The sequence below is a fragment of the Paenibacillus sp. FSL H7-0918 genome, from assembly GCF_038007025.1.
In the GTDB taxonomy this organism is placed as follows: Bacteria; Bacillota; Bacilli; order Paenibacillales; family Paenibacillaceae; genus Paenibacillus_AQ; species Paenibacillus_AQ odorifer.
Window position 1 is genome coordinate 671,329 of sequence record NZ_JBBOWJ010000001.1, and the last position, 13,576, is coordinate 684,904.

A 13,576-nucleotide genomic window follows, 5' to 3' on the forward strand; every position below is an offset into this window, starting at 1 on the left:
AGTCACAACATCTATGCTGCGTCATCCGCAGAAGCTGCGGCCAGATCCGTATCGGTAGAGTCAGGATTCAGCCAAATCTCAATCAACTCATGGGTACGCTTCACATCATTTTCGTCAAGAATGTAATACCATTGATCCTTCCGTCTGCCCTCACCCTGCAACATATGGCTTGTGATCTCAGGAGTACCCCCTTCAAGAATTACTCTTTTCGCCAAATCAAGAATAAAGTCTGACTTCATATTGGTTTGGAAATTACTGCCTGCTATTTCGATGATTTTCTGTATATTAAGGATATTATCTACTCTCTTCATCCGTTCAAGCGCAGATTTCAAAAAGATCCGCTGCCGCTCCGTTCGTTTAAAATCAGAATCCTCGCGGTATCTTACATACATTAATGCTTCAGCGCCAGAATAAATCGGTTTGTTCGGTTCAATTCTTAATTTCTCATGATCCGGGCTCTTGTTCTCAATCACCTTGGTAATCGGAAGTTCAACACCCCCTAGAGCATCTGTAACGCCCACAAGACCGTTAAAATTAATAGTAGCGTAATATTCGATAGGCGCGTTTAATAAATTTTTAACGGTGTCTACACTCATCTGAGGACCGCCATAGGAATGAGCTGCATTAATCTTGGTTTCTTTCCTAGCTCCTTTAACCTTTTCCGCTCCGATAATTTCTGCATAGGAATCACGAGGGATCGACACGAACAATACTTTATGATCAAGTGGCCGGATCACAGTATATATAATCGAATCAGAAAGCCCGTTCTCTTTTCCCCGCTGATCAGTACCCAATAGGAGGATAGAAAATGGACGATCCTTGTTATCCGCCGTTGGTTGTAATCCGGGAGCTTCAGCGTTTTCATTATTCTCCAAAGGAACGTATGATCCATCAAGCGTGTGTTCAATAGTCGGAGCCACAACATTATTAAATCCGAAAATCAGCAGTTCTTTACGAAAAACATAAGATCCTAGCCCAGCAATAAGTACGATAGCAAGCGTAAATAGCCAGATCTTTTTTTTCTTGCTGGTCTTAGTTTTCTTTTTCACTTTTTTTTTCTCAATTCTACTTAAAGAAAATGAAGAAGCTGAATGGGTAGTCTGTTTATTTTTCATTCGGATCCTTAACCCTTCCTGATGACGGATTCTACCAGCCGATAATAGGGAATCATGTAGGTTGTCTCAAAGCCTAATTTATGCGCTAAGTTGAAAGAACCCTCGTTATCCAGACGACACGCCCACACCGGCTCAAGCTGATGTTCTAAACAGTATTCTATTAAGGCTGAACAGACCGCGTAGGCATAGCCCTTCCCCCGATGTGCTTCTGAAGTTTCTATGCCAATTTCCAGTTGATGCTCATTAACAAAACCCGAAAATGCCGTAGAGGCAATTTCCCCTGCGTCAAGAATATTGAAGCCCAGCCCCTCAGCAAGAAATTGCTCTTCATTCCTCCAAAACGCCTTAGGATTGACACCTCCTGTTGCCGCCAAAAACCGTTCTTTGTTCATTCGCACCACTTCAAGGTCTTGGTTAAGATAAGAAGCTTTCTGTTTCAGATATTTCTCGCAATTAAAGCTGAAGTTGACCCTTGTATTTCTATGGAGCATTTCCTGTTCACTCCAATGAGCGATAACTTCCGGCCAGCCTCCCGCTGGATCAACCTGCAGCAACTCTTGATGATGCCGAATCATATTTTTATTGGTTATGTAATCAAAAAGATCGCGCTTAAACTCTTCATTATCCGACTCTCCAATTAATAAAGACATTCCACAAGGGTGAGCAATGTAAAAAGCACGCGGGTTAACGATATCGTCAACATATACGCTGCCAGGTATGACTTGTTTAACCACGGACTCAGCAAACATCGTATTTATTTTCACTTTTCCTAAAGGCTCAATAGCTTTGTAATAATCTTTACGCTCTAGTCGTTTCATAATTTTCTCCTTAGATCTCACGTAATGTTTTGATAGATAACCACCAGTATGTGAGGATATTTTTTTGCTGGATGACACTGTTACCTAAAATATCCCATTATTATAGACGATCTTAGGGTCGATAAGTTTCTATTTATAAGAAATTTGTGAGACAAAAAAAGACCATATCCTATCAAGGATTGGTCTACCCTATTTATTAATGATGATCTTAGGTTTTTTTCACAATCATATCGATCTCACTCTTGAGTAAAAGATATCTGACGACACTTCTCATGATCGGAACTTTAGTCAACTTATGCTGATCTACATAACTTTTCATTTGATCTTTAGACAGCCCGAGCAAGCTTCCCGCTTCAGACACCGTCAATACTTCCTTGTTACTTGTAGCGTTAAAGGTTTTCTTAACTTTTAAATTCCAGTCTTCAAACACCTGCATTTACATCCGCCACCTTTCTATAAAAAAATCCCCAAACGATACGTTTGGGGATTCATTTTACTACTTACAGTTTTACAACATTCTCAGCTTGTTGACCACGATTACCTTGAACTACGTTAAATTCTACACGTTGTCCTTCATCCAGGGACTTGAATCCGTCACCAGTAATAGCGCTGAAATGTACGAATACATCTTCTCCACCTTCAACCTCGATAAAACCAAAACCTTTGTCTGCGTTAAACCATTTCACTGTTCCTGTTTGCATAATATAATTACCACCTTATTTTTATTTACATGTTATTCTTATCCTCAAAAAATCTCTTGCAAAATCTCTAAAAAAATAAAAATTCACATATGGTACAAGGTTATTAACGTCTAAAGAATAACCCTCTACGCTATGTGAATTCGCCAAGTAAATACTTTCGATAGATTGATTATAACACAGCTAACACCAAATAGATACTCTACTGCATTATGAAGAAAATGGGAGGTAAGAAGGAGCTGTGCCATAAGTGATTCTACGAGCGGAGACTGACCTCCTCACTTTCAAAATCCTAAAATCAACAAAACAGCGATTCTTCTGTTATCGAAGAATCGCTGTTCAGCGTTTTTTGGTCATTTGCGGCCTGCTACGACTACACATTCATTATCCTACGGGGCTTTCGGACTCGGTAGACGTTATTTACATGTTTTTATTCTTTACCGCTAGATTTCGGACTCCAGTGACGCTATTCCTTGGAAAGAGGCTCATAATAAGCATTTTTCAGGCCAATAGCTGCCCTGGAGTCCGATAACATTCCAAATATCGGATAATCGTACGTTTAAGGACCACTGTGTCCGTTAGCAGGTTACTAAGCGTATTTTCCAGTGACTAAGCATGTGCTTTCGACACAGCAGTCATTTTCATAGTTTTAGGTGCCAGCCCTTCTCTATATATCTGAAAAGGTAATCTAAATTTTAAAGTAAGATAATTTATCCAACAGGTCTTGCACCATTGAGCTGAGTGACTCCGACGAGGCTGAGATCTCTTCCATAGAAGCAAGCTGCTCCTCAGAGGCTGCTGCCACACTTTGGGAGTCCGAGGAAGCTTCCGAAGCAAGATCGGCTAATTGTTTAACGGTAACTGAAATTTGCTCCGTCCCCGCGGTCATCTGCTGTGCAGCTGCTGAGACCTCTTGGATCTGATCGGTTACCTGTGTCATCTCTGTCAGAATCGACGTAAATAAAAGATCACTATCAGATACACTCTGCACACCAAGAATTACTTTTTCATTGCCGACAGCCATCGCTTGTGAAGCTTGATTAGTATCTTGCACCACATCTTCAACCAAAGCAGTAACTTGTTCGGCAGCTTTTTTAGTCTGATCTGCCAGCATGCGAATTTCTGAGGCCACCACCGCAAAACCTCGGCCATGTTCACCCACTCTGGACGCTTCAATAGCCGCATTTAGTGCCAACAGATTGGTCTGTTTACTTATGTTCGAAATCAAGCCGATAATCCCGCTGATCTGAGCAGATCGTTCGCCTAAACGTTCAATCGCCAGACTCGTCTCATCTACAGACAGCTTTAACTCCGACATTTGATTCACTGCCATTTGCAGCTGGGCACTGCCCTTTTTCGTCTGATCGGTAACTTCATCTGCAGATGCAGATACCGATGACGAAGAGTCAGCAATCCGTTGCACTCCAACATTCAGCTCGCTCATCGCCATTGAAGAATCACCCGCATAATCACTCTGCAACTGCGCTCCTTCGGCTACTCGTCCAATTGCCACAGCAATTTGTTCAGCAGCTTTCCCAGTCTGCTCAGCGTTAGCTGTCAGCTCTTCAGAGGTAGCTCCCACGGACATTGATAGATCAGCGACAAGTCCAAACATTTCTCGAAGCTTATGGGTCATATGATTAAAATGTGTAGCCATTTTGCCGAATTCATCATCATTTCGAACCTGCAGGGTTTGAGTCAAATCCCCCTGAGACATCAGCTGCAATTTCTCAGATAACAAGCGAAGCGGTTTAACTACCATCAACCATAGTTGAAGACCAACAATAACAGCTAAAATCAAAATCCCAATAATCATAATGATAAAAAATTCTGTTTTAGCTTGTTCATAATCAGCCATGATAACATCCTTAGAGATCGCTGTCTGTGTGTACCAGACCTGGTCACTTCCAGGCATTGGTATCGGAACAAAAGTCCGCAGCACGTCTTCTCCCTTGGAATTTATCGTGTATCCCAGTTTGGCCTCCCCATTCTTCACACGCTTCCACAGTACTGTTTTATCTTCTGTATCACCGAATTCTTTGAGTACACTTTGAGGATCATTTGGGTTGGCTGCATATTTGCCATTACCAGTGATTAAAGAAACATAACCTCCCAGAGGTTTATAGTTAACGGCTTCTTCCTGCAATTGGGTTAACGAAACATCGAACCCTACAGTCCCCAGAAATGCACCCGTTTTATCCAAAATTGGCAGCATGACCGAAATCATCTCTATAGCTCCACCAGTCGTCTCATAGGAGTAGGGTTCAATATATACCGGTTTTTTCTCTTTTTTTGGTAAAAGGTAATAATCACCCGCACCTTCTACATCATAATTCTTTAAGGGTTCAACCTTTATTGCACCTTGATTTCTAAAGACATAAGGAATAAAACGCCCCGTACCATCATCATATGGCATCTTATTTATATTAGCCTGATCGTTCTGATCAAAAGCATTGGGTTCCCATAATATGCTCATCCCAAAAATTTCTGGTCTGTGCTCAAGCATAGTTTTCATTGTAGAAACAACATCTTCACGGTCCAAGGTTTGACGTTCTCTTGATTCAAGGAGTACTTCAGCGAGCGCTTCACCCGTCGACTGAATGTCTATCATTCTATTCTGAATGGTCTCCGCATAACTTTTTCCTGCGACCTCTGCCTGAAGTTCACCGTTGGATATGCTCACACTACGCAGATTAGCCAGGTTTGCGACTAAACTAAAGAAAAAGATCACAATAATTACTAAACTTACCACCATAACAAATTTAAACGTTAATGAAAGCCTTCGATACAATGCCATCTGAACAACTCCACTCTAGGATAATATATCTTTAATCGACAAAATACGACCTCTATTCAATAGGACTTATTACCTATAATTCAAGGGATGAAAATTTAAAATTCTATCCATTCCAAAAGTATGTTTAAATAAAAGTAGCCTAATCAAAAAATAACATAATACAAAGGAGTTCATGCCGATGGAAATATCCTCTTTTTTGTTGCCAAAAGATCAAGTCGCCTATATCACTAACTCACTATCCATGCTGGAAGCCTTAGAACAATTAGAACAGCACCATTACACGGCTATCCCTATTATTGATAATGAAGGAAAATATGTAGGAACACTTTCGGAGGGTGATCTATTGTGGAAGCTGAAAAACACAGCAGATTTAACCTTTGACAATATAGGGGAAATTCCAGTAAGCGACATCCAAAAGCATGTTCATAACGAAAGTGTTCTCATTAATGCAGAAATGGAGGATATGCTGACGCTTGCTGCGGATCAGAATTTCGTTCCTGTGATTGATAATGAGGGTGTATTTGTTGGAATTATTAGGAGAAAAGATATCATTGAATATTACACTCGCAACATTACAGATTAATAAAAAATGACCAATCTCCATTACGGAGACTGGTCATTTTATTTTTCATCAAAATTACAGTTCAGTCAGGATAATCGTTCCTTGTGGGGTAATCGCTAAAGTATGCTCATATTGTGCTGACAATCCGCCGTCAATGGTACGCGCAGTCCAACCATCCGCATCAATTTTTGTTCTGTAACTGCCTGTGTTCAGCATGGGCTCAATGGTAAATACCATCCCCTCTTTAAGACGAGGCCCTCTCCCTGCTGGACCATAGTGAGGTACTTCCGGAGCTTCATGCATTTCTGAACCGATCCCGTGGCCAATAAAATCACGCACTACAGAAAACCCGTTAGACTCTGCATAAACTTGGATGGCATGCGCAACATCGCCAATACGGTTGCCTGCAACCGCCTGCTCGATTCCACGGAATAAAGATTCCTTAGTAGTGTCTAGAAGTTTGGTCGCCTGTTCACTAATATTGCCAATCCCGTAAGACCAGGCCGAATCTGCCAACCAGCCGTTTAAGTTAACAACCATGTCAATGGTTACGATATCCCCGTCTTTTAGCGGCTCTTTTTTCGGGAATCCGTGGCATATTACATCATTTACAGATGCACAGGTTGCGTACGGGTACCCATTATATCCTTTTTGCTCAGGAGTAGCTCCTTGAGACAATATAAATTTTTCTGCAAATTCATCAATTTCCCAGGTCGTAATACCAGGCTGCAAAATTTGCGCAATTTGACGATGACATTCAGCGAGAATTTTTCCCGCCGCACGCATTTTTTCGATCTCTTCCATCGTTTTCATGATAATCATAATATCGCCTCTTCTGTACAGAACACATCGCTCTCGGGCAACGGTTCTTCTTTTGTATTTAGTTTACCCTTTATATTATGAAAGAAAATCGCGAGAAATCCAAATCATAAGGCAAAAAAAATTATATTTTCCTTCCTGAATCTAAAAATAACATCATTTCTTATGAGAATGTTAGATGAAAGACGAGTGCTTTATCAGCAATTTCTCTTATCTTTCTAATAAAACATAAAGTTATTGTTATCGTTAAATTATTTATTATTCCTAAAAATTACTTTATATGTTATATTCAAAATAACTGAGGAGGTGATACATGCCTGTAATTGAGTGCATTTACTGCAACCACCTGGAGGATACGCATAATCAAAGAAGCAACCCTATTTGATTAAGGAGGAAATGTTGATGAAATTCAGAAAGCATTTTTCGTTCCGGAAAATCAGTTTGTTAGTATTAATTAGTATCCTTACTCTTTCTATTTCTTTACCTCAACAGCAGGCAGCGGCAGCAAACACTTCTGTTAAAGGTTTTTATGTAAGCGGTACCACTTTATACGATGCCACCGGCAGTCCTTTTGTAATGCGCGGGGTTAATCATGCACACACTTGGTACAAAAACGATCTGGCTACTGCAATACCGGCCATCGCAGCGACTGGCTCCAATACCGTCAGAATTGTTCTTTCTAATGGCAGCAAATGGTCTCTCGATACCTTAGCTGATGTCCAAAATATTCTTAAGCTTTGTGATCAGTATAAAATGATTGCCATGCTGGAAGTGCATGATGCTACGGGCTCAGACAACACCTCTGACCTTAACGCTGCAGTAAACTATTGGATCAGCATCAAGGATGCTTTGATCGGTAAAGAAGATCGTGTCATTGTGAATATTGCTAATGAATGGTACGGTTCTTGGAACACTGCAACATGGGCCAGTGGATACCAAGCGGCAATTCCTGCGTTAAGAAATGCGGGCATTAAGAACACTTTAGTTGTAGATGCAGCGGGATGGGGTCAATACCCACAATCTATTTTCACTAGTGGTCAGGCTGTATTTAATTCAGATACCTTAAAAAACACTATTTTCTCAATTCATATGTACGAATATGCTGGAGGTAATGCTGCTACAGTCAAGAGTAATATCGATAGTGCCTTGGCTATTGGAGCCCCTGTGATTATCGGCGAATTCGGTGACAAGCACACGGGTGGAGATGTCGATGAAGCCACCATTATGAGCTACACGAAGGAAAAAAAGGTGGGCTGGCTCGCCTGGTCCTGGTATGGTAATGGCGGAGGCGTTGAATATCTGGATCTAGCCAGCGGTCCAGCAGGAACACTCAGCAACTGGGGAAATACAGTCGTTAATGGAGCAAACGGAACCTTAGCAACCTCCGTGCTTAATAAAATTTACACAACACCTGGTTACCAACCTGTGCCGGATGGTGGCACTACACCAACACCAACACCAACACCTACACCAACACCTACACCAACACCAACAGCTACACCTACACCTACACCTACACCTACACCTACACCTACACCTACACCTACGCCAACACCTACACCTACGCCAACAGCTACAGTAACACCTACAGCCACTCCTACCGGCTCGCCATCCAGTAATCTGGCACTTTACTACCGTGCAGCAGATACCAATGCTACTGATAACTCAATCAAGCCCTACTTCAACATCTATAACAACGGAACAACGGCAGTCAATTTAAATGGACTGAAAATTCGTTATTACTTTACTAAAGATGGAAGCGCCTCTCTCAATGGAGTAATCGATTGGGCGCAGGTCGGTGCTTCTAATATATCGGTTGCCCTCGGGTCCACAAATGGGACGAACGCCGACTCTTACGTTGAGCTTACTTTCAATGCTAGCGCGGGCTCCATACCTGCCGGTGGGCAGTCAGGAGAAATCCAATTACGCGTGCACAAAAGCGACTGGTCTAACTTCAATGAAGCAAATGACTATTCGTTCGATCCAACCAAAGTTTCCTTCAGCACTTGGAACAAAGTAACCCTGTATCAAAACGATGTACTGATCTCCGGTATCGCTCCTTAAACACATAAACCAGCGAGCCTCCCGGAATTGGAGACTTGCTGGTTTTTAAATTGAATCTGTTGTAGCGCAGATGTTAGGATCTTACTAGATTATTGTAGATCAAATGAAGGCTGTTACTAGATTTGTCAGTCAACGGAGATCTACTGCTGTTAGCCTGCTCCCGGAATGTTACTACTCTGATGTTAGTTTACTGCCGGACTGTTACTACTTTGATGATAGTTTACTGCTGCTCGTCTATTGTTCCGCTAGTCGGTTGCTTCTCTTTTATTTGGCTGTTCTGCGTTACTTCACTATTGCTCCTGCTGTTCTGCGTATTACTCTATAATTGCTCCTACTGAGCTAATTTCACTCTGTCCCACTATCTAATATGACCCTTTTACTACTCTGATGTTAGTCTACTGTCGCTCGTCTATTGTTCCGATAGTCGGTTGCTTCTCTTTTATTTGGCTGTTCTGCTTTACTTCACTATTGCTCCTGCTGTTCTGCGTATTACTCTACAATTGCTCCTACTGCGCTAATATCACTCTGTCCCACTATCTAATATGACCCTTTTACTACTCTGATGTTAGTCTACTGCCGCTCGTCTATGCTCATCTACTGTTCAACTACCGTTCTTTACCTATGGAGCGCTTTGTCGTGATTTTCGGACTCAGATGACGCTATTTGTGCGATTTAAGCCGTTTTGAGCAACTTTCGGACTGGAGAGACGCTATTCCTCTGAAAAAGGCCTATTTTGGCCTCTTTTCATCCCCATAACGGCGCTGGGGTCCGAATACTCGGCAAATTGGCAAGATTTCAGGAAATAAGGGCTCCTGAGTCCGTCACCTTGTTAGTCTACTGCCGCTCGTCAGCGCATCTACTACTCATCTACTACTCATCTGCCCCTCATCTACTACTCATCTTCTATTCGTCTGCGCTCGTCTGCGCTCACCTACCGTTCTTTACCTCTGGAGCATTATGTGTACGACACGACACCCCGCGCATCTAACTACGACCAAACCACAAAAATCCCGGCAGCCATCAACTGGCCCCGGGACATTTTTAAATCTACTTTCATTTAGTCATGGAAATTAAGTCCAGAGGTAACGGCTTTAACATAATCTGCACGGATCACGAAATCTCCAAAATGCTCGCCTTGTTGACGTTCTTTGGCATATCGGTGAAGAATAGGTTCAAGCGTCTCTAGGATCTCCTTCTCATCTATGTTTTCTTTATACATTTTATTGAGGCGATCACCCGTAAAGCCTGCTCCTAAATACATATTGTATCTGCCAGGAGCCTTGCCGATAAACGAGATTTCACCCAGCGCCGGTCTAGCACAGCCATTAGGGCAGCCGGTCATTCGGATCACAATTTCCTCGTCACGCAAACCAGCTTTATCTATAACAAGCTCCAGCTTATCTATCAGCGAAGGCAGATAGCGTTCCGCTTCAGCCATCGCAAGTCCGCAGGTTGGCAGTGCTACACAGGACATGGAGCTGCGCCGCAATGCAGAAAGATGTGCTCCATCTGTTAGTCCATGCTGTTTAGCCAGCTCAGCTACTTTGCGTTTTTTGGCAGTAGTGACGTTGGCAATCGTTAGATTCTGATTCGGCGTTAGCCGGAAATCTCCAGTATGAATCTTAGCAATCTCCCGCAAGCCAGTCATCAAGGTGTATCCTTCTTGGTCATGAATCCGTCCGCTTTGGATATAAAGTGTCAGATTCCATTTTCCGTTGGTCCCCTTCACCCAGCCGTAACGGTCTCCGTTGTGATCAAAATGATAATCACGTGCTGCTTCAAGCTGCCATCCGAGTCTTTCATGCAGTTCGTCTACGAACCATTCCAGACCATGGCGGTCAATTGTATATTTGAACCGTGCATTTTTGCGGACAGAACGATTACCATAATCCCGCTGGATCGTTACGGTCTTTTCTGCCACATCAATCAACTGTTCCGGACGGCAAAAACCAATTATACGTCCCAACTGAGGATAAGTACTGGTATCGCCATGAGTCATCCCCATACCGCCGCCTACAGAAACGTTGAAGCCGACTAGTTTCTCATTTTCCAGAATAGCGATAAAACCCAGATCTTGCGAGAATACATCCACATCATTAGAAGGAGGCACCGCTAGACCAATCTTGAATTTACGCGGTAAATATACCGGTCCATAGATCGGTTCTACTTCCGCACGCTCGCCTAAGCTATCTACTACCTTCTCACCGTCCAACCAGATTTCATGGTAAGCAGGCGTACGTGGTGATAAGTGATCACTTACTTTGCGCGCCCATTCGTAGACCTCTGCATGCACCTCTGACTGGTAAGGATTCGGATTACTCATTACGTTACGGTTAACATCGCCGCAAGCTGCCAGCGTCGTCATCAGCGTATCATTAATGCTGCGAATGGTTTTCTTAAGATTCCATTTGAGTACCCCATGCATTTGAAACGCCTGTCTGGTAGTCAGACGTAAGGTTCCATTGCCGTATTTTTGTGCCAGATCATCCATCACTAGCCACTGCTCTGGTGTCGCTACCCCGCCTGGGGCAACTACACGAAGCATGAACTGGAATGCAGGCTCCAGCTTTTGCCGTTCACGCTCGTTGCGTAAATCCCGATCGTCCTGCATATAGCTTCCGTGAAATTTCAGCAGCCGATTATCATCTTCCGGCAAGCCTCCGGTAATCGGATTGCTTAATGTCTCAACAAGCGCGCCCCGCAGATAGTTACTCTCTTGCTTAATGTGCTCAACATCGCTTGGAGGCCCGCCGATCGGCTTAACCTTTTCATTGTTTGCCATTGTTGTTATCTCCCCCCGAAGTCATTCGATAACTTTCCTCTATCCATTAGTAAACATCACGTTGGTAGCGCTGCGCCTGCTGCATATTATCCAAATAAGCTGCCGCTTCTTCAGGACTCAAACCACCCTCATGCTGGATGACAGTAATCAGAGCAGAATGAACATCATGTGCCATATGCTTCTCGTCTCCGCAAATGTAAATATGAGCTCCCGCTTGCAGCCATTCGTAGACCTCGCGGCTCTTTTCCAGAATGCGATGCTGAACATATACTTTCTCTTCGGTATCACGGGAGAAAGCAACATCCAGCTTAGTTAACAAGCCGTCTTTAAGCATTCTCTGCCAGTCCGTCTGATAGAGGAAGTCCGTCACAAAATGCCGATCTCCGTAGAACAGCCATGATTTACCTTCCGCCCCAAGCTCGCCACGTTCCTCCAGGAAAGAGCGGAAGGGTGCAACACCTGTGCCCGGTCCAATCATAATGATCGGTGCATCAGGATTCGTCGGAAGCTTAAAGTTCGGATTATGTTGAATGTAGATGGGCAACGTATCTCCCGGCTGGACTCTTTCAGCACAATGTACCGAGCAGACCCCATAACGCTCACGGCCATGTGCCTCATAACGTACAGCTCTAACCGTTAAATGAACCTCATCTGGATTAGCTTTATAGCTGCTGGCAATTGAATAGAGTCGTGCCGGAAGCTTGCGCAAAATAGTCACAAAGCTACTGGCCGAACCCTCCCATGGAGAGAAGTCCTGAACTAAATCGAGCAGATCGCGGCCTTGAATATATTCCTTAAGCTGTTGCGCACGTTCTGGCGACAATAGATCACTTAGTTGGTTAGAAGAAGATAACTTCGCCGCTTGTTCAAGTAACGGTTTGGTCAATACAGTGATTTCATAGTGGTGAAGAAGGGCCTCACGTAAGGTGCCGTCTTCCCCTTTTTTATTAAATGGAACAATATCATTAGAATTCCAGCCCATAGTATGAATAATAGCGTCTACCAATTCAGGATGATTCTCCGGATAGACACCCAGCGCATCCCCTGGTTCAAATTGTATGTTCGAGCCTTCTAGGGATAGTTCCAAATGGCGGGTCTCCCGGTCAGAACCACGTCCGTTCAGATTAAGGTTCTCTAATACTTCCGCTTTAAAAGGATTGTTACGGGTATACAAAGGCTCCTGAGAATTTGCGTCTTCCGCAGCTTGAACCGCTTTTGCCGCAATGGCCGGAGCATTTAAATGTGCATTTAACGCACTAATGACGCCTTCAAACCACTCGGTAACCGAATCATCATAATCAAGATCACAATCCACACGTGGACTTAACCGCTTGCCGCCAAGTTCCTCAAGCCGCTGATCGAAGTCCTTGCCGGTCTGACAAAAGAATTCATAGGAGGTATCCCCCAGTGCCAGCACTGAGAACTTCAGATTCTCTAATTGAGGAGCTCTTTTGCTATAGAGAAATTCATGGAACATCCGTGCATTATCTGGCGGCTCGCCTTCACCATGTGTACTGACCAGCAATAGGAGGTTCTCAACCTTCTTAAGCGCATTGGGCTTAAAGCTGTTCATCGCAGTGAGTGTGACCTGAAATCCTTGCTCCTCCAGCTTGCGGGACAAGCTCCCAGCCAGCCGTTGGCAGTTCCCTGTCTGGGACCCAAACAACACGGTCACTTCACGTGAAGCTGCAGGTTGACTAACGGCACTACCTTCCACATTTCCTATCGTATTTGATTGTACTGCTTGAACCCCGGCACCTGCCGATGGTGCAGTAGTAAAGCCCATGGCTGACAAATAACCGCTAAGCCATATTTGCTGTGTCTCCGTTAAGGATGGTAGAAGACGATTGAGTAGCTCGACTTGGCTCTCGTTAAAAGGACTGTTCGTTACCTGTAGTTGCAACAATATCCACCTCTCCTA

Annotated in this window: 11 protein-coding genes; 3 read left to right on the plus strand and 8 right to left on the minus strand. The window is 43.5% G+C overall.

All coding sequences use genetic code 11. The annotated features are described in order from the left end of the window. Positions 1-11: 11 nt before the first annotated feature. The 5 genes from MHI15_RS03220 to MHI15_RS03240 form a co-directional block, all read right to left on the minus strand. The gene (locus MHI15_RS03220) at positions 12-1,115 is read right to left on the minus strand and encodes an LCP family protein (RefSeq protein ID WP_341164124.1); all 1,104 of its coding nucleotides are present in this window, start codon (positions 1,113-1,115) and stop codon (positions 12-14) included. An 8-nt stretch (positions 1,116-1,123) separates the two neighbouring features. Next, on the minus strand, positions 1,124-1,933 hold the full coding sequence (locus MHI15_RS03225; protein WP_341164125.1) for a GNAT family N-acetyltransferase: 810 nt from the start codon (positions 1,931-1,933) through the stop codon (positions 1,124-1,126). Between the two features lie 208 nt (positions 1,934-2,141). Continuing rightward, a complete protein-coding gene (locus tag MHI15_RS03230; RefSeq protein ID WP_038572358.1) occupies positions 2,142-2,369 on the minus strand; it encodes a hypothetical protein in 228 nt (75 codons plus the stop codon). Positions 2,370-2,433: 64 nt separating this feature from the next. Beyond that, positions 2,434-2,634, minus strand: a complete 201-nt coding sequence (locus tag MHI15_RS03235; protein WP_036685790.1) for a cold-shock protein — start codon at positions 2,632-2,634, stop codon at positions 2,434-2,436. A gap of 685 nt (positions 2,635-3,319) precedes the next feature. Continuing rightward, complete coding sequence (locus MHI15_RS03240; RefSeq protein ID WP_076218469.1) at positions 3,320-5,428, minus strand: methyl-accepting chemotaxis protein; 2,109 nt, start codon at positions 5,426-5,428, stop codon at positions 3,320-3,322. Positions 5,429-5,606: 178 nt separating this feature from the next. Here MHI15_RS03240 and MHI15_RS03245 point away from each other — a divergent pair, with 178 nt between their 5' ends. After that, positions 5,607-6,011 carry a CBS domain-containing protein gene (locus MHI15_RS03245; RefSeq protein ID WP_076281463.1) on the plus strand — a complete coding sequence of 135 codons (405 nt, stop codon included), beginning with the start codon at positions 5,607-5,609 and terminating at the stop codon, positions 6,009-6,011. Positions 6,012-6,065: 54 nt separating this feature from the next. On the opposite strand, the gene map is transcribed toward MHI15_RS03245, so the two are convergent. Further along, on the minus strand, positions 6,066-6,812 hold the full coding sequence (gene map / locus MHI15_RS03250; protein ID WP_036685786.1) for a type I methionyl aminopeptidase: 747 nt from the start codon (positions 6,810-6,812) through the stop codon (positions 6,066-6,068). A 399-nt stretch (positions 6,813-7,211) separates the two neighbouring features. Between map and MHI15_RS03255 the strand changes: the two genes are divergently transcribed. Both MHI15_RS03255 and MHI15_RS03260 read left to right on the plus strand, forming a co-directional pair. After that, the gene (locus MHI15_RS03255; RefSeq protein WP_341164126.1) at positions 7,212-8,873 is read left to right on the plus strand and encodes a cellulase family glycosylhydrolase; all 1,662 of its coding nucleotides are present in this window, start codon (positions 7,212-7,214) and stop codon (positions 8,871-8,873) included. Positions 8,874-8,976: 103 nt separating this feature from the next. Next, complete coding sequence (locus tag MHI15_RS03260) at positions 8,977-9,198, plus strand: hypothetical protein (RefSeq protein WP_341164127.1); 222 nt, start codon at positions 8,977-8,979, stop codon at positions 9,196-9,198. A 732-nt stretch (positions 9,199-9,930) separates the two neighbouring features. Here the strand turns inward: MHI15_RS03260 and cysI are convergent. Together cysI and MHI15_RS03270 are read right to left on the minus strand one after the other, a co-directional pair. Further along, positions 9,931-11,655, minus strand: coding sequence for an assimilatory sulfite reductase (NADPH) hemoprotein subunit (gene cysI / locus MHI15_RS03265; protein ID WP_076130761.1), 1,725 nt, complete (start codon positions 11,653-11,655; stop codon positions 9,931-9,933). A gap of 46 nt (positions 11,656-11,701) precedes the next feature. After that, positions 11,702-13,558, minus strand: a complete 1,857-nt coding sequence (locus MHI15_RS03270; RefSeq protein WP_339248792.1) for an assimilatory sulfite reductase (NADPH) flavoprotein subunit — start codon at positions 13,556-13,558, stop codon at positions 11,702-11,704. Between the last annotated feature and the right edge of the window lie 18 nt (positions 13,559-13,576).